Genomic DNA, 21386 nt, shown 5'->3' on the forward strand with positions numbered 1-21386 from the left:
CGGGTGCGTACGGGCGCCGCGTACCGCCGGGGGCATGTTCCAGCGCGGGGTGGTTACTCCGTGAGGCTGTCGAGGCTGTGCCGACACGGACCCGGCGCCCACCGCGGGCGCGGGCACGCGGGCGGGGGAACCGGAGGGGATCGGCAGGCCGGTCAGGAGGCCACGATGGAGTATGTGCAGGAACGCCCCTACCGCTTCCGGCTGGAACCACGGGACGGGATGCGGGCTCCTGGAGTGGTGTTCGCCTCGCAGGAGCTGGTGCGGGACGCCGAGAAATCGCTGGAGCAGGTCGCCAATGTGGCGACACTGCCGGGCATCGTCGGTGCTTCCTACGCCATGCCGGACATCCACTGGGGCTATGGCTTCCCCATCGGCGGAGTGGCCGCCACCGACGTTGCCGACAGCGGGGTGATCTCACCCGGCGGCGTGGGCTTCGACATCTCCTGCGGGGTGCGGCTGCTGGCCGCCGACTGCGACCGGCAGGCCCTCGAACCGGCGCTGCAAGCGGTGATGGACGGGCTGGGTCACGCGATCCCACGGGGTGCGGGGCCGGGCGGCGTCTGGGAGCCCGACGGCCGACGGGAGCTGGAATCCGTGCTGGAGGGCGGCTCCCGGTACGCCGTGGAGCAGGGCCACGGCGACGAGCGGGACCTGCGGCGCTGCGAGGACGGCGGGGCTGTGGCCGACGCGGACGTGGGCCAGGTGAGCGAGCGGGCCCGCGAGCGCGGACTGGTGCAGGTCGGCAGCCTCGGTTCGGGCAATCACTTCCTGGAGGTCCAGCAGGTCGCCGAGGTCTACGACGAGCCGGTCGCCGCCGCGTTCGGACTGGCCCCGGACCAGGTGTGCGTGATGATCCACTGTGGTTCGCGCGGGCTCGGTCACCAGATCTGCACCGACCATGTGCGGGCGATGGACAACGTCATGGCCCGGTACGGCATCCAGGTGCCGGACCGGCAACTGGCCTGCGTTCCGGTCGACTCGCCCGAGGGCCGCGACTACTTGGGGGCGATGGCCGCCGCGGCGAACTACGGCCGCGCCAACCGGCAGTTGCTGGCCCAGGCCGCGCGCCGGGTCTTCCGCCGTACGGCGGGCGCCGGGCTCAGCCTCGTCTACGACGTGTCGCACAACCTCGCCAAGCTGGAGAAGCATGCCGTGGACGGCGGGGAACGGCAGTTGTGTGTGCACCGTAAGGGTGCCACCCGGGCCTTTCCGCCCGGTCACCCGGAACTGCCCGAGGACCTGCGCGGCGTCGGCCAGCCGGTGCTCATCCCCGGCACGATGGGCACCGCCTCCTATGTCCTGACCGGCGTCACCGGGGGCGACGCCTTCCACTCCACCTGCCACGGCGCGGGCCGTTCCCTCAGCCGGCACCAGGCCGCACGGACCATCGGCGGCAAGCAACTGCGGGCACGGCTGGAGGCGGACGGTATCGCGGTGCGCCCGCTGTCCCCCCGCAGTCTGGCCGAGGAGACCCCGGAGGCGTACAAGGACGTCGCCGCGGTGGTGGAGGCGAGCGAAGGCGCGGGGCTGTGCCGCAAGGTGGCCCGTCTGGTCCCGCTCGGCGTGGTCAAGGGGTGAGCCGCCGGGGGACCGGCAGCGGCCTCCGTCAGACGTCGACCGTGACCGCGCACGACCACCCGGACGGGTCCTGCGCCAGCCGCAGTTCGTTCCACGAGACGCCTTTCGGCGGTGCACCGATGACCGGCACCGATCCCAGGTCTGTCACCGACAGCCGTACGTTCGCCGCCACTTCCCGGCCGGACTCGGTCTCCGGGCCGGACGTCTCCGAGCCGGACTCGGTGCCGCTGGTGCCGGCGGTTTCCGTCTCGCCGCCGGTTTCGGTCTCGCCGCCGGTTTCCGTCTCGCCGCCGGTTTCCGTCTCGATGGCCAGCAGGTCCGTCTCGACGGCTACCGGCACTTCGCCGTGCACCTCCAGCCGGTAGACGATCTCGTCCAGCAGCGTGGCCAGCAGGTCTGTGTCACTGTTTCCCGCCACGCGTACCTGCCGTACGGAGTGCGCCTCGGCCCCGGAGCGGTCGGCGAAGCAGTCGACCATGCCGAGCACCGCTTCCGCCAGACACTGCTCCCGGTCGGCGCCCCATGCCTCGATACGCACGTCAGCCGTGTGCGATACGGCGCGATGACCGCGCTCCTCCCGTTGCCGGGGCCGCCTGTCACTGTTTGAGATCTCGTCACCGTCTGCCGTCTCGTCGGCCATGGGTACCGCCTGTCCTCTCAGCGGCCGTGATCCGGCACGAGGTTCTTCGCTGCCTGCGCGTCCCGTACCGATACCGCGATGTGGGCGAACGGGGCCTTTCCGTACGTCTCGACGACCACGACGGGCTTCCAGGGATGGAGAGCGACGAAGTCCTGCCCGTCCTCGTGCCGCCACACGCCGAGGTGCGCCATGCCGGGAAGGTAACTCGTCCGCTTCGGCTCGCCCCGCAGCGGCCGCCACCAGGCGGACGCCTCCTCGACCCGGGCCACAGCGGACAGCGGCACCCGGATCTGGCGGTGTCCTGTGGCGATCTTCTCCCACCAGGACGGTCGGACGACCAGGTCGTCCCCCTTGATCAGTAGCCGTGCCATCGCTTCGGTCCGTCCTCTGCCGTGCGCCTGTGCGCCCCATGCACCGCTTCTCCAGGCTTCTCCCTCCCAGGCTGGGGGCTGTGCACCAGCTCCGCACTCCGGAGGCATCCGGGACGTATGCGGGACACCTGCGGAACGCATTCGGGAAGCCCCATCAGGTGTAGGACCCCGCCCCGCTGGCAACGCACGGGAGGCAAAGACGGCCTCGTGGCGGCAGCACGCCGCCGCGCACCGTAGCGCAAGCAGTCAGGAGGAGATCATGGCCCAGCAGATCAGCGAAATCATGACGGCCGATCCGATCACCGTCACGCCGCAGACCGACATCAACGAGATAGCCCGCCTGATGCGGGACGAGGACTTCGGCGAGGTTCTGGTCAGCGAGCAGGACCACCTCCGCGGCGTCGTCACCGACCGGGACCTCGTGATCCGTGCGCTGGCCGACGACCGTGACCTGCACTCCACCAGGGCCCAGGACGTGTGCAGCAGCGACGTCGTCACCTGTGCCCCGGACGCGGGGATCGACGAAGCCGTGCGGTTGATGCGCGAGCACGCGATCCGTCGCCTGCCCATCGTGGACGGCGACGAACTCGTGGGCACGGTCAGCATCGGTGATATCGCTCTCGAACGCGACCCCGACTCCGCGCTCGCCGACGTGAGCTCCGCCCAGCCGAACCGCTGACAACGCACCCATGAGCCGGGCCGCCTGCGGAGCTGCCGAGGACGGCCCTTAGAGTGCGGCGCCATGACCCCCTTCATGGCGCCGCAGAGGCTGCCCGGCCGGCTGTACGCCGCCTTCCGTGCTGTCGGCCTGGAATGGCCCGACCTGCCGCTGGAGCGGTACGCGGCGCTCGCTCGCACCGCGCGTGAGGCCGGTTCCCGTACAGCAGACGGAACAGCAGACGGAACAGCAGACTGGACAACGGACGGAACGGCAGACGGAGCGGCAGACGGAACGGCGGCGCGTCAGCTTGCCGCCCAGGCTCGCGTCCTGGAGACCTTCGTGCGGGTCATGTCGGAGACGGAGAACGCCTTCCACGAGGCCCTGGAGGAGCTGACCGAGGAACACGGCGGGCCGCTCGGCATCGCCCGGCACAGTGACGCGCCCTGTGTGGCGGGGGTGCGCGAACGCTGGCGCGAGCACGCTGCCGCCACTGTCGGGCACGCAGCCCGGGTGCGTACGGAGCATGTGCCGCTGGCCGTGGAACTGCTGGAGGGCACAGGCGCGGTCCCCTCGGTGCCCGACTACGCGGACGTGGATGCCTGCCCCTGGCTTCCCGACCACGCCGCGGCAGCGGGTGCGTACGACGGTCCACACCCCCTCACCGCGGGACGCGGGCCCGCGGCGGAGGCTCTGCTGCGCTGGAGCGGGGACCTGTGCGGGCCTTCCGTATGTGTGCTGACGGGCGCCGTGGGAGCGGGGAAGACGCATCTGCTGTCGTGGTTCACGGAGTCCACGTTCAAGGAGTGGTTGAGCCCCTTCCCTGTCGGAGGCCCGGCCCGTGCGGCTGCCGTCTCCGCCGTCGGCCGTGATGCGGCCGAGTGCGCCCGTGTCCTGCACGCCCAGTTCGCCGGCGACAGGACCGTTTCCGAGGACCCCGACTGCGGGGCGCTGCTCGCCGCGGTGGCCGGGCGTGGCGAACCTCTGATGGTCACGGTCGCCGACCTCGACGCCTGCGCCGAATCCGCCCGGCTCGTCGAGCAGTTGATCCGCCCCCTCGCGCAAGTGCCGGAGGTACGGGTGCTGGTGGAGGCCCGTGATCCCGAGGTCCTGGCGCCGACCCGGCATTTGGTGCTCGACCTGGACGATCCGCGGCTCACCGACCCCGCGTCCTTCGCCGCGTGGTACGAGGCGGAGGCGGCGACCCTGCCCGGCACTTCGCCTTTCGGCCCCGCCGAGACGTACCCGAACGTGGGGCTGGCCGCCGTCGCCGCCCGGGCGCGGGGCTCCGCCGTCGGCGCACCGCGCCCTGCCGTGGCCGAGCAGGTGTGCGCGGCATGGCTCGACGGTCTCGGCGCACCGGCCCGCGACGCGGCGGCGACGCTCTCCCTCGCCCAGGGGCCGATGACCGGGTCGGTGTGGCGGCTGTTGCACTGCGCTCGGCATCCGGACGACCCCGAGGCTGCGTCCGCGGCGGTGGACGCGGCTGCCGCAGCACTGCCCACCGTGGAGCCCGGCATCCCGGTGTACGCGCTGCGCCCCGACTGTCTCGCGCAGGCGGCGGCCCGCTGGCTGCCGCCGCTCCCGGGTGGTACCGCGGCGCACCATCGCGACGCCGTCGCCGTGATGGCGGGCTGGCCGGTGTCCGAACGGCTCGGATCCGCCGACTACGTCACGGAGCATCTGCCCACCCATGCGCGGCTCGCCGGACTGACCGACCCCTGCGCCATACCGCCCCGCGCGCCCTGCCCTCCCCCGGTGCGGGTGACGCGTGCGCTGCTGGAAGAGGTCTTCGGCGAGGAGGGACTGCTGAGACTTCCTCCCTCTCTGCTCCACCCCCGGATGACCCACGAGCCGACCCGGCGCTTCCTGACCGAGGTCGGGATTCCGGTCGGCGGCATCGACCCGTACTTCTGGGCGGACACACCGGTGCGCTGCCACATCCCGATCAGCGAGGAACCGGCCTGGCAGGAGGTCTCCGAGCAACTGCACGCGACGGAGGGCCTGCCGGGCCCCCTCGAAGCCCTCTTCCATCTGGACTTCCTGGCGTACGGCGATCTGCTTCTCGACGGCCGTACGGGCGTTGTGCACGAGGTCGACGAGGGGTTCGAACGGGTACTGCCCGCGCACCGCGATCTGGAGTCCTACACGTATCTGCTGTACGCGCTCCACCGCGGCCTGCGGCGCTGGCGCGTGGGGGCGAAGGACGCGCACCCGGACGCGACGTTCTGGGTCGCCGATGACCTCGTACTCGACCTTCGCACCTACGATCCGCTGCCGTTCGCGGACCCGGAACGGATCTGGGCGGGGCACTTCGACGACCTGGCCGACGGCATCTGGAGCCCGGGCACACAGGAGTGAGGATTTCTGCGGGTGTCCGAGGGGCGCTCGGGAGAGGGGGCCGGGAGGGCGAGCCCCGCGGTGACCGATCGCGCGGCGCTGTCGGCCGTGTCGGCCGGGGCCGTGTTCGGGCCTGTCGGCCGAATTGGCGCGGTGATCTGTCTACCGGTGGGTAGTGGAGGGCCATACGCTGTCCGGCCATGACGGACGCACGGATGCGCCACGGCAGGGCCGCGCTCGCCTTCAGCTTCTTCGCGCAGGGCGTCGCCTTCGCGCTGCTGGTGACCCGCATCCCCGCCGTACAGGACCGGTACGGGATATCGGACGCCCTGCTGCCCGTTTTCCTCGCTGCGGTGCCGGTGCTCGCAGGTGCCGGGAGCGTGGGCGCGGAGCAACTGGTGAAGCGCGTACGGCCGAGCCTGGTCCTGCGCTGGTCGCAGCCTGTGGTGCTGCTGTCGCTGCTGGGGGTCGGCGCGGGTGACGGGGTGGTCCAACTCGCGGTCGCACTCGGGGTGTTCGGGCTCGCCGTCGGCGCACTGGACGCCTCGATGAACATGCTCGGGGTCAGCCTCCAGCACACGTACCGGCGCAGCATCATGCTGGGCTTCCACGCCGCGTACAGCCTGGGCGGGATCTTCGGGGCGACGGTGGCCTGGCTGGGGGCACACGGAGAGCTGCCGCTCCTGGCGTCGTATCTGCCGGTGGCCGCCGTTCTGCTGCCCGCCGCGTTGGTGGGCAGCAGATGGTACGTGGACGCGGCCGAGCCGGATCCGACGGCCGAGGGGGAGCGGCCTGCGAAGGCGGGGGAGGCGGCCGTGGCGTTCCGGTTGCTGCTGCCGCTGTGTCTGGTGATGACCTTCGCATACATCGGGGACTCCACCGTCTCGAACTGGAGCGCGAAGTACCTCCAGGACGTGCTGGGCAGTTCGGAGCAGCTGGCCACCGTTCCGTACAACGTCTATATGGCGACCACGCTGATCGGCCGCTCGCTGGGGGATCTGGGGGTACGACGGTTCGGCGCCGCGGCCGTCGTCCGGGCAGGCACGCTGCTGGCGGCGCTGGGGTTCGCCACGGTGGCGGCGGCCCCGGGGGCGTGGACCGGCATGCTCGGCTTCACCCTGCTCGGACTCGGCCTCTGCGTGCTGGTGCCGCAGACCTTCGCGGCGGCGGGCCGGCTCTTCCCGGGTGCCTCGGACGCGGCCGTCGCGCGGCTCAACATCTTCAACTACGTCGGTTTCCTCGTCGGATCACCGCTGGTGGGGGCGCTGGGTGACGCGTGGAACTACCGCGCCGCCATGCTGGTCCCGATGGCGCTGGTGCTGGTCACGCTCGTGTACGCCACCTCGTTCACGCCCCGGCCGCCGGCCGCCGTGCCGGATTCCCGCCCGACCCGCGCCTGATCCGTCCGCGTCAGCCGGTCGGCAGCGTCGTCAGCCGGTCGGCCGCGTTCCGGAGAGGAGCGACAGCAGCCGGTTCCAGTGCCGTTCCATCGCTGCCGGGTTGAAGGCGGCGGTGTCGGCCATCGTGAAGCCGTGGACCGTGCCCGGGTAGATCTCGGACGTGTAGTCGACACCGGCTTCGTTCAGCGCCTTGTTCAGCGTGGCCACTTCCTCGGGCGTCATGGAGGCGTCGTTCTCGGCATGCCCGAGATGCAGCCGTGCCGTGATCTGCCCGACGACCCGGTGCGGGCTGTCCTGCGCGTCGGTGACGAGGTGGCCCGCGTGGAAGCTGCCCACAGCGCCCACCCGTTCCGGATACGCGGCGGCCGTACGCAGGGCGAGCATGCCGCCCAGGCAGTAGCCGGTCACCCCCGCTTTCCCGTTCCGCACCTGCGGCTGCTGCGCGAGAAAGTCGAGGTAGGAGCCGGCGTCCCGGACGGCCTTGTCGGCAGTATGGGACTCCATCATGGGAAAGACCTGGCCCAGGAACGCCTCCCGCTCCTCGGTCCTGCTCAGATCGGGCACCTCGACCACGGGGGCGCGGCCGTGCCGGTAGAAGATGTTGGGGGCCAGTACGTAGTAGCCGTGCGAGGCCAGCTCGGCGACCATCTCCTTGATCACCGGCCGCAGCCCGATGATGTCCATGTAGAGGAGCACACCGGGGTAGCGGCCGTCCTCCTTCGGACAGGCGGCGTAGGCGTCGGCCGCGCCGTCCGGGGTGGGAATGTCGACGGTCCGGAAATGCATGGGCGGCCCTTCCTTGTGGACAACTGCTTCGGACAGTTGTTGCTTGCCGTCCTATCACCGCAGCCCCGGAGCGAGCGGGTCAGGGTCGGAAAGGGCTGCTCGGCTCCGGCTCAGGCTCCGGATCCCGCTCCTGGGAGGACGACGTGATGCAGACGTAGCCGTAACTCGTGTCTCCACGACTCAGGGCCTTCCGCCGGGCCTCCGCTGCCTCGTCTTCGCAGCCTTCCGGTACGTCCACGTTCTGACCCCCTGGCGACGACTGCCCGCCGTGCGAGTGGCCGTCCCGCTCCGGGGTGTCGGGTTCCAGTACGAGAGTGGCTGTCCCACCTGTGACGACGAGGGCCAGCCAAATCCCGCCGGCCCACCACCATGCGCGCCGCTTCTGCGTCATACCCCAGACCCCGAGATCCCAAGTTCGAAACTTTGGGCGAAGTCTGCCATTGCCGGTGCCAACTCGCAGGCGCAACCCCGACCTTGGCATGCCGGGGTGGTCTAGCCGTCGGCCTGGTGTGCTCGATGCCGATAGTCGCTCGGGGTGGTGCCGTACGCGGCGCGGAAGGCGCGGGTGAAGTCCCCGGGGCGGGGGAAACCCCAGCGGGCCGCGATGGCATGGATGGGTGTCCGGCGTTCCCGGGGGTCGGCGAGGTCCTGGCGGCAGTGTTCCAGCCGCCGGCTCCGGATCCAGGAGCCGATGCTCGTGCCGTGCTGCTGGAACAGCCGGTGCAGGGAGCGCAGCGAGATGTGGTGCGCTGCCGCGACCTCGCCGGGGGTGAGAGCGGGGTCGCCCAGCCGGCGCTGCACGAACGCGATGATGCACAGATACAGGGCGCGCTGCCGGGAGTCGGCCGGGATCTCCGCCACGCGGTCCAGATGGTCCGCGAGCACAGCAGCGGCCAGATCGAGGGCGACGGTGCCGAGCCGGGCGGCGTCCTGCGTGGTGCGGCTGTAGCCGTCCCGTGCCGTACGGGTCAGGAACTCCGCCAACAGCCGGCCGGTCCCCTGATTCCCAGGAAGCGGGCGGGCGATGAGCCGATCGAGTCCGTGGACGCGGAAGGGAAGCGCTTGGCGGGGGACCTGGAGGAGGAGCGCCTCACCGTCGGCGTACCCGTCGAACGGACGAGAGCTGTCGAACAGCAACAACTCGCTCGGCTGCGCGGGGGCGCGGTGCCGGTTCTGTTCGATGACGTGAGGGCCGGAACGGACAAGGGCGAACTGGAGGCATTCCGGGTCCGAGACACGGATCAGTCTCGGCGTGCGGATCGTGCGGAGCTTGGAGTAGGCCATGCGCGACGTCTGCACCGGTCCCAGTGATGCCGTCGCGAACGAGCCGCGGAAGGTCTTGGTGCCGACGAGTCGGAGGTCGGTCGGCATGACCGCGTCCCGGGTGATCTCCTTCCATGCGGAAAGAGCGTCTGCCTCCGGGAAATGTTTGCTGTCGAAGACCTTCTCCACGATCTACCTCCGTCCCCCTCCGTTATGACGGTTCCCGTCAACTGTCCGTCTCGTAGCGCCTGTCCGGAAGCGGGCCTGTCCGGAAGCGGGCTTGCCCGCAAGTGGGCCTGACGGGAGGCTGTCGGCGGGTGGTGCGCCCCCAACTGACATAGCGGGTTCCATTTTCTGTCAGCTCGGCAACCGAACGGTCAATTCTCGAAGGGTTCTGGTCAATCTCCCGGTGGTCTTGGCATGTTCCCCAGGAAAATGCCGGAACGGGCCCGGATCGTCGGGCAGATGCGTAGTCTGAGCCTCACTGTCCGTGGCCGGGCGGTACCGGTGGCGATGCCGTGTACCGCGCAGGGGAGGGGAGTACAGCGTGCCCGGAATCGACGAGTGCCTCCTGGAGGCGATGCGATTACCCGGTGCACGCAGTGCCGCCGTCGTCGACTGGGTCAGCGGGCTGGCGCTGGGTGTCGCCGGGGACCCACCCGGCGGCGACTACGAGGCGACTGCCTGCGAGACCGCCGAGCTGGCCAGGATGGTCGCCGAGTACCGTTCACTCGGCCCGCTCTCCGCTGCCGGCCCCCCGACCGGAACCACACCGACGGCTCCTGATCCGACCGCGCAGCATGCCGGGACGGCACCGGCCGTCGAAGACATCATCACGACGAACAGCGACAGCTACCACCTGCTGCGGTTCGTGACCGGCGCACTCGACGGCACCCTCTTTCTCCACCTGTGGCTCGGCCGGGACGAGGGCAATCTCGCACTGGCGCGGATCCGGCTGGCGGAGATGGCGGGGCGGATGGTGCTCTGATGCGACATACCGTCCCCGTCCCCTGGGACGCGGAGCGCCCGTTACCGGCTCAACCCGTAACGCGTAGGGCCGACTCGGAGCACTCCGCGCCGGACCCTCCGCTACTGCACCGGCTGGCGGCGGAGCGTGCCACTGGCGCCTTCACCCGGGCGGGCGGCACCCTCTTCCTCCGCGACGGCCAGGTCGTGCACGCGGAGAGCCCGGCCGCGACGGGGCTGGACGTGTTGCTGACCCGTGGCTGCGCACTGTCGCACGAGTGCTGGGAGGCGGCGCTGACCCAGGCCGCGCATGAGGGGTGTGTGGCGCAGCACCTCGTGGCGTCGGGCCATGTGCCCCTCGGAGTGCTGGAACTGTGCCGACGCACGGCCCTGTACGACGCGGCGTTCTTCGTCCTGGCGCCCGGTGGCGGACCGGGCCGTTTTCGGCGGAAGGTGCGGGACCCACTGGGTGCCGGCGGCGGTGTCACGCCGACGGCCGTACAGGGGGAGACCGTTCGTCGCCTGGCGCTTCTGGACCGTATCTGGCCGGACGCCCGCACAGATGTGCTGCCCCCTGCGCCGACGGCCGTGAGTGATCGACTGCACATGGTGCCGGACCGGCAGCTGCGGACCCTGGAACTGGCCGACGGGACCCGTACGGCCACCGACATCGCGCGGGTGCTGGGCCGGCCCGCCTTCCACACCCTCGTGGAGCTGCGCCGGCTGGCGGCCGGCGGGCTGGTCGTCCCGGCCCGGTCCGCCCGCCCGGAGGGGGCTGCCGCCGAGGGCGCCGCCCCCGCCGCCCCAGCCGAGGGCGGGACGCCCGTCGCCGCACCGCCGGTGCACGGGTTCCCGGATCCGGACGTCGCCCTGCTGCGCAGGCTCAGGGACGCGCTGGAGGCACTGTGATCAGAGGATTCCGTCAGCGTGCCGAGAGGAGAGTGCTGATGGCGGCGGAGGCGGCCGTGGTCGAGGAACTCCGGGGGTTACGAGCCAGGGTTCCGCAGGTCGGCGGGGCGTTGGCGGCGACCGTCGACGGACTGGTCCTGGCCGAGGACATCCCCCCGGCGCAGACCGGGCAGCAGCGTCCGGAGGCGGAGCCCCTGGCCGCCCTCACCGCCGCCGCGCTCGGGCTCGCGTTCCGGATGAACGAGGCGACGGGACGCGGCGCTTTCCGCGAACTGCTGATCCACGGGGAGCTCGGCTACGTCGCCACCTACGCCGCCGGACCGGCAGCCGTGCTCACGCTGCTCGCGGACGACCGCATCAATGTGGGGCGACTGCACCTGGAGGGACGTCGTACGGCGGGCCGCATCGGCGAACTCGTGGCCGAGGCCCAGCTCTCCGCGCCTCCGCACCCCACCGCCAACGCCTCGCCGCCCGACGGCAGGCCCCCGCCGGACCGCCGCCGGCTGCCGCTCGAACGGCGCCGCCGCGGCTCTCCGACCCCGGAGTGAGCCCTCCGCCCCGGAGCACGGCCACCGAACGACCGCACCAGGCCGGACAACGTATCGACGAAAGGACAGCACGCCACCATGTCGAACACCGACGCCTCCCTCAAGGAAGCGATGAGCAGCATCGACGGCACGATCGGGGTCGCCCTGGTCGATTACACCAGCGGTATGGCGCTGGGAACGCTCGGCGGCGGCAAGGACTTCGATCTGGAGGTCGCAGCGGCCGGCAACACCGATGTCGTACGCGCCAAGCTGCGCACGATGGAGCTCCTCGGTCTCAAGGACGAGATCGAGGACATCCTGATCACCCTGGGCAGGCAGTACCACTTGATCCGCCTGCTGCGGGCCAAGAGCGGCAACGGCCTGTTCCTCTACATCGCGTTGGACTCCGCCAAGGCAAACCTCGCCATGGCACGGCATCAGTTGCGCAAGATCGAGGCGAGCCTGGAGGTGTGAGCCACTCGCGGGTGAACCGGCACAGGCAGCCGTACGCGCCGCGGCTCAGGCGCGCGGCGCGTACGGCGGAGTCGGTGCTGCCCGTGGCGGTTACCTGATCACGGGCCTCGGTGCCGTTCGGTCGGCTCCGCCGGGCAGTTGTGCTGAGGGCTTCCGCGTGGCGCAGCCATGACGGGTTCGAGCGTGTTCAGCAGCTGATGGTCACTGGGCGGTGTAGCCGCCGTCGACGGGCAGGGCGATGCCCGTGACGTAGCCGGCGCCGGGGCAGACGGCGTTGACGCGCACGCCGCGGGGGCCGTATTCGAGGGCGGCGCTCTTGGTCAGGCCGATCACGCCGTGCTTGGGTACGCGGGCCGGGGCGGTGCGCTGGGCCACGATCCGGTTCGGGTTGCGGGCGAGGGGCGGGGACTTGGGCGTTCGCCCAGGCAGGGGTCAGGAAGCGGCTTCGATGGTGATGCGCGTCGCCCGGCCGAGCTGGTCGGCGCTGACGTCGAGGTGGCCGAGGACGAGCAGGTCGGCGGAGGGGGCGGGCCCGTCCTGGTAGAAGAGGGCCAGGTTGCCCCAGGGCGCGTAGTAGGCGATGTCGCCGACCTTGGCCGCAGCCGGTGCGGGAGCGCCGGAGGTGTCCAGCTTGCGCGGCAGGTCGGCGACCCGCTCCATGCTGTGGAAGTCCTTCAGCTCCAGGGTGAGCGGGAGCAGCTCGGTGAAGTCGCGGGCGGCGGGGCTGTCGTTCAAGGAGACCCCGACGGGGTGGCCGTCGAGGGTGACCCGGATGTCCATGGCAGTGCTCCTCTCGGAGGTGGATGACGGGGTGGTGGCCGCCGTCTCCTGCTGCCCCGGGGACGCGGAAGCGGAAGACGCGGAGCCGGAGGACGTGGCGGCCGAGTCGGCTTCCTGCGCGTCGCTGGAGCAGGCGGTCACGGCCAGCAGCAGGGCGGCTGCCGGAGCGGCACGGATCAGACGGCGGCGAACCGCACAGTTCATGAGGGGCGTCCCGGAGTGATCAGGTGGGCATGGGCTCGGCGTAGTACCGGAAGGCGCCGCGCTCGGCATGGATGGCGTACAGCCGTTCGGCCGGCGCGTCGGGGCTGGAGTGCTGAGAGTCCGGGCGGATCGCACCGGGAACGATGAGCTGTGCGACGTGGATGTCCTCCGGCGCGAGCGCGTCGTGGAGCATCGCCGCGTAGGCGCTCTCGGCGGCGAACGCGATCGAGGTGCCGGCCCGCTCGGGGTGGGGGCGAACGGCGCTGCCGCCGTTGACGAACAGCAGCGTGCCCCGGCCCAGCTCCCGCATCCCGGGCAGGACAGCGTTCACACAGGTCACCGGGCCCTTGACGGAGAAGGCCGGCGGGTCGTCCAGGATGAGGGCGGTGGCGGTGCCAGTGGGTGCGGGCGCCGGGCATGAAATGCACCAGGGATGCGGTGACCCGGGACGGGGCCGGTGCGGCGGCGACGGCGTCGATGTAGACGTCGCCGGTGAACCAGTCGGCCGGGCCCTTGGCGGTGTCGATCGAACTGCGGGTGATCTGCATGATCGCTCCTTCGGGCGGTGGGCGGTCAGGGCTTGAGGAGGGTCTTGATGGCGCGGCGCTCGTCCATCGCCTTGTAGCCCTCGGCGACCTGGTCCAGGGGCAGGCTGAGGTCGAAGACCTTGCCCGGATCGATCCGGCGCGCGAGCACACGGTCGATGAGGTCGGGCAGGTAGCGGCGTACGGGGGCGGGGCCGCCGCGCAGGCCGACGTGGGAGAAGAACAGCTCCTGTCCGTCGATCGCGACTTCGTGGGGGACGCCGACGAAGCCGACGTTCCCGCCGGGCCTCGCCGACCGCAGCGCCTGCTGCATCGCTTCGGCGGTGCCGACGCACTCCAGCACGCTGTCGGCGCCGATCCCGCCGGTCAGCTCCTTGATCTGCTCGACGCCTTCCTCGCCGCGTTCAGTGACGATGTCGGTGGCGCCGAACTCCCTGGCGAGTTTCTGGCGGGGTTCGTGCCGGGACATGGTGATGATCCGCTCCGCGCCCATCTCCTTGGCCGCGATCACGGCGCACAGGCCGACCGCGCCGTCGCCGACGACCACGGCGGTCGAGCCGGGCTGCACCTCGGCGGCATCGGCGGCCCACCAGCCCGTGCCCATGACGTCGGACACGGCCAGCAGCCCCGGCCAGAACTCCTCGCCCGGAACCTCCTCGGTGGCGACCAGGGTGCCCTGGGCGTTGGGTATGCGCACGTACTCGGCCTGGCAGGTCGACATGAACTCGCGGTGCAGGCAGTTCGACTGGAAACCGTTGCGGCAGTTCGCGCAGGTGTTGTCGGAGGTGGCGAAGGAGCCGACGACGAACTGTCCCGGCCGCACCGAGGTCACCTCGGAGCCGACCTCCTCGACGAAGCCGACGTACTCGTGCCCCATCGGATGCGGGTCGCCGATCGGCTCAGCGCCGCGGTAGGGCCACAGGTCCGAGCCGCACACGCATGTCACGGCCGTCCGGATGACCGCGTCGGTCGGGTGAAGAATCTTGGGGTCGTCCACGGTCTCGAACCGGACGTCGCCGGGAGCGTGGATCACTGCGCCGCGCATGAGTGGGGTTCCTTTGCGTGCCGAGGCGTGCGGCCGCCGGATCCGGGACCGTCGCCGTGTGCAGGGCGGGGTGCACGCCCGTCGTGCCGGGGCGGGCGGAAAGCACCACGTCAGCCAGGTAACCCGCACTTCGCGAGTGCAGCGAGACACCATCAAGGGGTGTACTGCCAGTACATCCCTATGGACGCCGGGCAGGACGTACCGTCGAAGGCGTGGACAACCAGGCAGAGGTCCGCGAGTTCCTCACCTCGCGGCGGGCGAAGATCAGCCCCGAGCAGGCGGGCCTGCCCTCCGGCAGCCGCCGACGGGTGCCCGGCCTGCGCCGCAGCGAGGTCGCCGCGCTCGCCGATGTGAGCGTGGAGTACTACGCCAAGCTCGAGCGCGGCAACCTCGCCGGAGCCTCCCCGGCCGTCCTCGAAGCCGTCGCCCGCGCCCTCCAGCTCGACGACGCCGAACGCGCTCACCTCATGAACCTGGCGCAGGCCGCCGACGGCTCCGACGCCCTCACCCGGCCCCGCCGCCGCACCACCCGGACCTGGACCGCGCACCGGAGCCTGCAATGGGTGCTGGACGCCGTCACCGTCGGCCCGGCCTTCGTCCGCAACGGCCGCATGGACCTTCTCGCCACCAACCAGCTCGCCCGCGCCTTCTACGACGACGTCTACGCCTCGGTCGGCAACCAGGCCAACCTGGCCCGGTTCCAGTTCCTCGACCCCGCCTCGCGCCGCTTCTACCCCGACTGGGATCTGGCCGCCGACATCGCCGTGGCCATCCTGCGCACCGAAGCCGGCCGCAACCCTCACGACAAGGAACTCCACGACCTCGTCGGCGAGCTGTCCACCCGCAGCGACGACTTCCGCACCCGCTGGGGCGCCCACAACGTCCGCCACCACGGCACCGGCACCAAGCGTTTCCACCACCACGCCGTCGGCGACCTCACCCTCGCCTACGAGGGCCTGGAGATGGCCGCCGAACCCGGCCTCACGCTCACCATCTACACCGCGGAACCCGGCTCGGCCTCCGAGGAAGGGCTGCGCCTGCTCTCCTCCTGGGCCGCCACCGCAAAAGCCGAGCGTCCCTCCCACCAGGCGGCTGACTGACTGCCCCGGGCACAGGGAAGGGCGGAGGCGCCCGGGTGCCGCGGCGGGCCAGGTCCTGCTGCTGCTTGGCCACCACCGGACTGACGGCGCTGCACGAGCCGGCCGATGTCGAGAGCGTCCATGTGGAGTGCCTGGGCGGGACGCTGCGACAGGTCAGCCAGGCGTTCGTGGGCCCGCTGACCGAGGCGGCGCTGGAGCGGATGACGTTCGACCGGGTCTTCCTGTCCGCCGACGGCGTCACCGCGGAGGACGGGATCTGCGAGGCCGATCTGCGCCGGACCCGGCTGAAGGAACTGATGGTGCGCCGGGCGGCGCACACCTACGTACTGGCACACGCGGCGAAGCTGGGCCGGGCCCCGTTCCATGCGTGGGCGTCCCTGCCGTCCGGCTGGACCCTCGTCACGGACGGCGGCGGGCATCAGGCTTTCCGTCGGAAGAGTCTACGGCGCAGGCCGCGGGTGAGGCGTACCCGGTCCACGTGGAGGAGGAGCGGGGGGCCGGACTCGGGCTTGGCGTACATCTGCATCAGGCCGCGTCGCCAGCGTGTCCCACCGGGCGGTACGACCGAGTCCTCCAGGGGAAGGGCGCGGCGCCAATTGGCGGCGGCTATCAGGAGTGTTGCTGTCCACCGGCCCGGGGGCAGGGAGTCGAGGGGCAGTTCTGCCGAGAACCGGCCGTCGTCCTGGAGGACCACGGGAAAGTCGCACGTGGCATCGGCGGTTTCCAGACGTACGACGGCGGTTCCCGGTGGCGGAGCGATGAGGTTCGTCGTCCCGTGTATGTGCAGGGCCGGGCCGCGCCAAGCAGCCGTTTCCGGTTCGAGGCGGAGTTCTTCGCCGAGTTGGGCCGCTGAGCCATGCTGGAGGCGCACGGTGAGATTGCCGAAGGCGGTGGAGTAGAGCCTGGCCGTCCGTATGCCGCCCGTACCGTCGTCGGACAGGCAGCTGACCGGGCACTCACCGGCGTCGGGGTCGCGTTGATTGCCCAGCCGTACGGTTTTGGCGAGCCCGTTCACGGTGTAGCGCAGATACAGATCCCAGAAACCGTCGGCCAGTGGTTCGTCGGTCCCGTCGCCGCCGAGGAGATCGAAGTCGGCTTCGAAGGAATCCCCTTCGACGCGGATATCGGCGTGGTGGGTCCTGCTGTCCTTTCCGCGGTGCTCCAGAAAAACCTCTACGGTCCTCCCGCCGATGTGCTGGGCCTCGCTCAATCCCGCATGACCGCGCAGCCGGAGTCGGGTGCCGGTGAAGGAAATCGAGGACAGGTAGTGGATGACGGCGAGATGCTCCGTTACGTCGAAGCATGCGGCGGGGCTTGTGGCACAGGCTTCACGTTCCACGGGATAGTGGGCCAGCGCCCGCCCCTGGGAGATATGAATGCGGAACGGCATATGGCTGTCGGCCCGGTGAGTGTGGTCCAGGAGCTCTTCCAGATCGCCGTGCTGGGTGAGATGACAGCGCAGGCGCTGGACCGGGGAGAGCCGGGGCCAGAAGGAGTCCGAGTCGTGATCGGTGACGAGTTTCTGCATGCGGCTGAACTCGCGCTGCTGGACCGTGGATTCCGTCTCATTGCCGAGGAATCGAAAGGCGCCCTTCAACTCCACCTGGAAGTGCCGCTCCAGCAGGGCATCGCGTCGCGGTCCCGGCTCCAGCTCGGTCCGCAGCAGCTCACACACCCGGTGGAGCGAGTCGAGGACCGGCTCGGTCTTGTTGGTGAGGGTCAGATGCTGGCCGTCGGGGCGGCGCACGAGGTAGTAGCAGTCGTAATCCGCGACCACGGAAATGCGGCGTGCGCGCAAGTAGGCGAGCGCCGTGAAGGGCTGGTCCTCGCCGATCCGCAGACTGGTGTCGAAGCGAAGATGCAACCGGTCGAGCAGCTCTCTGCGGAAGAGCTTCTGAACGGAGAGCGCCCAGTAGACCCGTGAGGTGAACAGGTCGGCGTCGGGCTGGTTGGCCCGGAACATCGAGCGCGGCACCCCGCGTCCCACCGAGGCCATCTTGCCGAGTACGACATCGGCCCTGTTCTCCTCGGCGGTGGTGGTGAGCCGCTGCAGCGCCTCGGGTGCCAGATAGTCGTCCGCGTCGAGGAAGAACACATACCGCCCGCTCGCCAGGTCCAGGGCGCGATTGCGGGGGCCGGAGGGACCGCCGGAATTCTCCTGATGGAGCACCCGCAGCAGCCGCGGGTGCTGTTCGGCCAAGAGATCCAGTTCGGCTGTGGTGCCGTCCGTGGAACCGTCGTTCACGACGATCATCTCTATCCGACCGGGGTCGAGAGACTGGTGTGTGACCGAGGCGATACAGCGCTTGAGATAGGGGAGCGCATTGTAGGCGGGAGTTATGACGCTTACGAGATTTTTCGAGTCATCCATGGACAGACGGTGCCCACCGGGACGTACCCCTGCCACGGGGGTGCCGCGTTCGGGTGAATCGGGCGCTCCGCTCGACAGATTTCGAACGGAGAGTAGGTCTTTGCACACTCTGAGTTGCGGAGATCGTCGCTACCACCACAAGATGCGGGCCTGCGGCGCGGGCGCGGACACCGACTACACGACCGGGTTCCACAAGGGAGACGCCAAGGTCCTCCTCGGTTACGCCCGCCGCTGGTCCTCGGTTACGCCCGTCGCCAGCCGGTTACGCCCACGGGCGGCCGACCGGCCGGAATGCGGCTGGCCGACGGGGCCGGGCCACGGGTTGCCGACGGGCCGGGCCGCGGGTGCCCGGAGTGCCCAGAACGCGGCGGCTGCCCCGTCACCGGCATGGTGAGGGGCAGCCGCCGCGTTGCGGGTCGTCGGCTCAGTACGGGCCGTTGACGTTGTCGATCGAACCGTAGCGGTTGGCGGCGTAGTTGCACGCCGCGACGATGTTGGCGACCGGGTCGCGCTGGTCGTAGACGGTGCCCTTGACGTGGAAGGAGTCGAAGGTCGGCTTGATCACCTGGAGCAGACCGATGGACGGGGTGCCGTTCTGGGCGTTGATGTCCCAGTTGTTGATGGCGTTGGGGTTGCCACCGGACTCCCGGATGATGTTGCGGTGGATGCCCTCGTAGCTGCCCGGGATGCCGTGCTGCTTCATGATGGTCAGCGCCTCCTTGATCCAGCCGTCCAGGTTGGTCGACTGGGTCTTGTGCACGCTGGTGGTCCGCTCGGCGGTGCTGCGGTCGGCCCGCTGGGGCTTGCTGCTCCGCTCGGCGGGCGCCGGGGTGGCGTCCAGGGTCAGCTTCTGGCCGGGACGGATCAGGTCCGGGTCGCTGCCGACAGTCTGCTTGTTGGCCTTGTAGAGGGTGGACCAGCCGCCCTTGATGTCGTGATCCACGGCGATCCGGTACAGCGTGTCGCCGGTGACGACGGTGTAGGAGTCGGCCTTCTCCTCGGTCTTCGCCTTCGGGGCGGCGGCCTTGGCGGAAGTGGCCTGCTTCTGGTCCTGCACCTTGGCCGGCGCGGGGGCGGCGTGCGCGCTACCTGCGGTCAGCAGGGGAGCGGCGATTCCCGCACCGCCGGCGACGAGGGCAAGCGAAAGCCGGGAAAAGCGGCGGGCATTGCGCGATTTACGGGCATGACGGCCACGTGACATGGGGGTGTCCTCTCCTAGCGCCTGCGAGGTGAGCTGTCGGATTCGGGCTGGAGTTGCCCGGCCATAACCCGTGCGCGAGGCGCAACGGGCATGACTTCACCCCTAGCCGGGCCGCTGGATGCGGCACGGCGCTTACTTGGGTCCCCCGCTCCTGCCGGCGTGGTCTGGTGCGAATATCCCTCACCGGGCGGCAGGATTCGGCGCCCCGGCAGCGGGAACTCCGGCCGTTTACGGAGGCCGGAGCGAAGACACAGAAACACACCGGATTGTTGGGAGCAAGATGCCGGATTCAAATGCCGGGTATCCGCGGAGAATGATCTCTGAATTATTCAACGCTATGCTGTGGATCATTTTCTGAGCGTAAAGCGGCGAACCGGCGGGATTTTCGAAAAGCTCGCCGTGGAGAGTCTCTTGACGACCCGACAGAAGATCTTGCGCGCGCACTCGAAGCGGTGATGTGTTTCTTGACACAGCGACTATGAAGTGCCCACGTGGGAGCGGTAAGTCGTCTATATCCGGACATTACGTGCCGAGAACCGGTAAAGGCGGTGGATTGTTCGGCATACGCGCCACCACCTCACCGGGAACGCCCGGGAGCCCGCAACCACCGGCAAGGTGGCGCGGGCTCCCGGGCGTTGTTCGGTGCGTCTTCGGTGCGTTCTTCCGTGCGCCCGGCGTCCGTTCAGAGGAAGCTGACGTTCTGGGCGAGGGAGAGCTCGCTGGAGTAGTTGATCGTGTTGGTGGCCGAGCGCATATAGGACTTCCAGGCGTCGGAGCCGGACTCGCGTCCGCCGCCGGTCTCCTTCTCCCCGCCGAACGCCCCGCCGATCTCCGCACCGGAGGTGCCGATGTTGACGTTGGCAATGCCGCAGTCGGAGCCCGCGGCCGAGAGGAAGATCTCGGCCTCCTGCTGGTCACGGGTGAAGATGCTGGACGACAGCCCCTGCGGGACGTCATTGTGCAGCGCGATCGCCTCGTCGAGGGTGTCGTAGGTGAGTACGTAGAGGATGGGGGCGAAGGTCTCTTCCCGTACGACATCGTTCTGCTCGTCGACGCGGACGAGGACCGGCTCGGTGTAGGCGGCCTTCGGAGCGGTTTCGGACAGCCGCCGGTTGCCGCCCGCCAGGATCTTGCCGCCTTGGGCCTGGACCCGGGTCAGTGCGCTGTTCATCGCGTCGAGGGCCGCGGTGGAGACGAGCGGGCCGACCAGGGTGTTCTCGTCGAACGGGTCGCCGACCGGCAGCTTGCGGTAGGCGCTGGTCAGCCGCTCGACCAGCGTCTCCGCGATATCACGGTGGACGATCAGGCGGCGCAGCGTCGTGCAGCGCTGACCCGCGGTGCCCGCCGCGGCGAAGACGATGCCCTGGACAGCGAGGTCGAGGTCGGCCGAAGGGGCGACGATCGCGGCGTTGTTGCCGCCCAGTTCCAGCAGGCTGCGGCCGAAGCGGGCCGCGACGCGGGGACCGACTTCCCGGCCCATCCGGGTCGAGCCGGTGGCGCTGACCAGGGCGACGCGGGGGTCGTCCACCAACTGCTCACCCACGACACGATCGCCGAGCAGCAGCCGGTGGACATCGCGGGGCGCCCCGACCTCGTCCGCGGCGCGGGCCAGCAGATGGTCGCAGGCCAGCGAGATCAGCGGAGTGAGCTCCGAGGGCTTCCAGACGACCGTGTCGCCGCAGGCAAGCGCGACGGCGGTGTTCCACGACCAGACGGCCGCGGGAAAGTTGAAGGCGGAGACGACGCCCACCACACCGAGCGGATGCCACGTCTCCGCAAGGCGGTGACCTGGGCGTTCCGAGGCGATGGTGCGGCCGTACAGCTGGCGGGACAGTCCGACGGCGAAGTCGCAGATGTCGATCATTTCCTGAATTTCGCCCAAGGCTTCCGAGCGGATCTTGCCCGCCTCGATGGTGACGAGATCGGCAAGGTCGCTCTTGTGCTCACGCAGCAGCTCGCCCAGCCGGCGCACGAGCTCTCCGCGGCGCGGCGCGGGCGTGGTGCGCCAGGTGAGGAACGCCTCGCGCGCTGCGCCGACGGCGGCTTCGGTGTCCGCCGCGTCGGCGGCCTTCAGCCCGAAGAGGTTCTCTCCGGTGATGGGGGTCCGCGCGGAGAGGTCACTGCCTTCCGGAACGGTGACGCCGATGTTGCCGAGGCTGGTGAGTGCCCGGGTACGCAGGTCGTCCGTGGTGGGCAGGGCGGTGCTGGTCATGGTCATCCTTAGGGGT

19 protein-coding genes, 4 pseudogenes and 1 riboswitch are annotated in these 21386 nt (G+C 70.3%); of the genes and pseudogenes, 11 read left to right on the forward strand and 12 right to left on the reverse strand.

Annotation, left to right across the window (positions count from 1 at the left end; translation table 11 throughout):
- Window positions 1-165 precede the first annotated feature (165 nt).
- Entirely contained in the window at window positions 166-1578 is a 1413-nt protein-coding gene (locus tag ACTWP9_RS10500) for an RtcB family protein (protein ID WP_443245768.1), read from the forward strand.
- Window positions 1579-1606: 28 nt separating this feature from the next.
- Here the strand turns inward: ACTWP9_RS10500 and ACTWP9_RS10505 are convergent, their stop codons facing one another.
- Window positions 1607-2218, reverse strand: a complete 612-nt coding sequence (locus tag ACTWP9_RS10505; protein WP_443245769.1) for an archease — start codon at window positions 2216-2218, stop codon at window positions 1607-1609.
- A gap of 17 nt (window positions 2219-2235) precedes the next feature.
- Window positions 2236-2589, reverse strand: coding sequence for a hypothetical protein (locus ACTWP9_RS10510; protein WP_443245770.1), 354 nt, complete (start codon window positions 2587-2589; stop codon window positions 2236-2238).
- Between the two features lie 259 nt (window positions 2590-2848).
- Here ACTWP9_RS10510 and ACTWP9_RS10515 point away from each other — a divergent pair, with 259 nt between their 5' ends.
- From ACTWP9_RS10515 to ACTWP9_RS10525, 3 genes are all read left to right on the forward strand, one after another.
- On the forward strand, window positions 2849-3268 hold the full coding sequence (locus ACTWP9_RS10515) for a CBS domain-containing protein (protein WP_443245771.1): 420 nt from the start codon (window positions 2849-2851) through the stop codon (window positions 3266-3268).
- Window positions 3269-3331: 63 nt separating this feature from the next.
- The gene (locus ACTWP9_RS10520; protein WP_443245772.1) at window positions 3332-5608 is read left to right on the forward strand and encodes an SUKH-4 family immunity protein; all 2277 of its coding nucleotides are present in this window, start codon (window positions 3332-3334) and stop codon (window positions 5606-5608) included.
- A 179-nt stretch (window positions 5609-5787) separates the two neighbouring features.
- On the forward strand, window positions 5788-6987 hold the full coding sequence (locus ACTWP9_RS10525; RefSeq protein ID WP_443245773.1) for an MFS transporter: 1200 nt from the start codon (window positions 5788-5790) through the stop codon (window positions 6985-6987).
- Window positions 6988-7017: 30 nt separating this feature from the next.
- Here the strand turns inward: ACTWP9_RS10525 and ACTWP9_RS10530 are convergent, their stop codons facing one another.
- Together ACTWP9_RS10530 and ACTWP9_RS10535 are read right to left on the reverse strand one after the other, a co-directional pair.
- On the reverse strand, window positions 7018-7773 hold the full coding sequence (locus ACTWP9_RS10530; protein ID WP_443245774.1) for a dienelactone hydrolase family protein: 756 nt from the start codon (window positions 7771-7773) through the stop codon (window positions 7018-7020).
- Between the two features lie 492 nt (window positions 7774-8265).
- Window positions 8266-9225, reverse strand: coding sequence for a helix-turn-helix domain-containing protein (locus tag ACTWP9_RS10535; RefSeq protein WP_443245775.1), 960 nt, complete (start codon window positions 9223-9225; stop codon window positions 8266-8268).
- A 358-nt stretch (window positions 9226-9583) separates the two neighbouring features.
- Here ACTWP9_RS10535 and ACTWP9_RS10540 point away from each other — a divergent pair, with 358 nt between their 5' ends.
- The 4 genes from ACTWP9_RS10540 (at window position 9584) to ACTWP9_RS10555 (ending at window position 11912) form a co-directional block, all read left to right on the forward strand.
- Window positions 9584-10024, forward strand: coding sequence for a hypothetical protein (locus ACTWP9_RS10540; protein ID WP_443245776.1), 441 nt, complete (start codon window positions 9584-9586; stop codon window positions 10022-10024).
- Window positions 10024-10911 carry a transcriptional regulator gene (locus tag ACTWP9_RS10545; protein ID WP_443245777.1) on the forward strand — a complete coding sequence of 296 codons (888 nt, stop codon included), beginning with the start codon at window positions 10024-10026 and terminating at the stop codon, window positions 10909-10911. Before ACTWP9_RS10540 ends, ACTWP9_RS10545 begins: the two co-directional genes overlap by 1 nt.
- A gap of 38 nt (window positions 10912-10949) precedes the next feature.
- Window positions 10950-11459 carry a roadblock/LC7 domain-containing protein gene (locus ACTWP9_RS10550; protein WP_443245778.1) on the forward strand — a complete coding sequence of 170 codons (510 nt, stop codon included), beginning with the start codon at window positions 10950-10952 and terminating at the stop codon, window positions 11457-11459.
- Between the two features lie 78 nt (window positions 11460-11537).
- The gene (locus ACTWP9_RS10555; protein ID WP_443245779.1) at window positions 11538-11912 is read left to right on the forward strand and encodes a hypothetical protein; all 375 of its coding nucleotides are present in this window, start codon (window positions 11538-11540) and stop codon (window positions 11910-11912) included.
- A 201-nt stretch (window positions 11913-12113) separates the two neighbouring features.
- Here the strand turns inward: ACTWP9_RS10555 and ACTWP9_RS10560 are convergent.
- Together ACTWP9_RS10560 and ACTWP9_RS10565 are read right to left on the reverse strand one after the other, a co-directional pair.
- A pseudogene (locus tag ACTWP9_RS10560) lies at window positions 12114-12311 on the reverse strand (SDR family oxidoreductase); the annotation flags it as partial.
- Window positions 12312-12344: 33 nt separating this feature from the next.
- Window positions 12345-12692, reverse strand: a complete 348-nt coding sequence (locus ACTWP9_RS10565; RefSeq protein ID WP_443245780.1) for a cyclophilin-like fold protein — start codon at window positions 12690-12692, stop codon at window positions 12345-12347.
- On the opposite strand from ACTWP9_RS10565, the gene ACTWP9_RS10570 reads away from it, so the two are divergent.
- The gene (locus ACTWP9_RS10570; protein ID WP_443245781.1) at window positions 12685-12915 is read left to right on the forward strand and encodes a hypothetical protein; all 231 of its coding nucleotides are present in this window, start codon (window positions 12685-12687) and stop codon (window positions 12913-12915) included. The genes ACTWP9_RS10565 and ACTWP9_RS10570 overlap by 8 nt on opposite strands.
- Here the strand turns inward: ACTWP9_RS10570 and ACTWP9_RS10575 are convergent.
- The 3 genes and pseudogenes from ACTWP9_RS10575 to ACTWP9_RS10585 all read right to left on the reverse strand — a co-directional run.
- Window positions 12916-13284, reverse strand: a pseudogene (locus ACTWP9_RS10575) (SDR family NAD(P)-dependent oxidoreductase); the annotation flags it as partial.
- Window positions 13220-13444 (reverse strand): annotated as a pseudogene (locus ACTWP9_RS10580) ((R)-mandelonitrile lyase); the annotation flags it as partial. The pseudogenes ACTWP9_RS10575 and ACTWP9_RS10580, both read right to left, overlap by 65 nt.
- 25 nt (window positions 13445-13469) lie before the next feature.
- Window positions 13470-14486, reverse strand: coding sequence for a zinc-dependent alcohol dehydrogenase family protein (locus ACTWP9_RS10585; protein WP_443245782.1), 1017 nt, complete (start codon window positions 14484-14486; stop codon window positions 13470-13472).
- Window positions 14487-14698: 212 nt separating this feature from the next.
- Between ACTWP9_RS10585 and ACTWP9_RS10590 the strand changes: the two genes are divergently transcribed.
- Window positions 14699-15586 (forward strand): helix-turn-helix transcriptional regulator, encoded by an 888-nt coding sequence (locus ACTWP9_RS10590; RefSeq protein ID WP_443245783.1) that lies wholly within the window; start codon window positions 14699-14701, stop codon window positions 15584-15586.
- Window positions 15587-15621: 35 nt separating this feature from the next.
- Window positions 15622-15981: pseudogene (locus ACTWP9_RS10595) on the forward strand (DeoR/GlpR family DNA-binding transcription regulator); the annotation flags it as partial.
- A 23-nt stretch (window positions 15982-16004) separates the two neighbouring features.
- Here the strand turns inward: ACTWP9_RS10595 and ACTWP9_RS10600 are convergent.
- From ACTWP9_RS10600 to amaB, 3 genes are all read right to left on the reverse strand, one after another.
- Complete coding sequence (locus ACTWP9_RS10600) at window positions 16005-17957, reverse strand: glycosyltransferase (protein WP_443245784.1); 1953 nt, start codon at window positions 17955-17957, stop codon at window positions 16005-16007.
- Window positions 17958-18381: 424 nt separating this feature from the next.
- Window positions 18382-19158 (reverse strand): transglycosylase SLT domain-containing protein, encoded by a 777-nt coding sequence (locus ACTWP9_RS10605; protein WP_443245785.1) that lies wholly within the window; start codon window positions 19156-19158, stop codon window positions 18382-18384.
- 4 nt (window positions 19159-19162) lie between these two features.
- Window positions 19163-19338, reverse strand: a riboswitch (cyclic di-AMP (ydaO/yuaA leader).
- A gap of 502 nt (window positions 19339-19840) precedes the next feature.
- Complete coding sequence (gene amaB / locus ACTWP9_RS10610; protein ID WP_443245786.1) at window positions 19841-21370, reverse strand: L-piperidine-6-carboxylate dehydrogenase; 1530 nt, start codon at window positions 21368-21370, stop codon at window positions 19841-19843.
- Window positions 21371-21386 lie beyond the last annotated feature (16 nt).

Source organism: Streptomyces sp. 3N207, assembly GCF_052246355.1.
Lineage (GTDB): Bacteria > Actinomycetota > Actinomycetes > Streptomycetales > Streptomycetaceae > Streptomyces.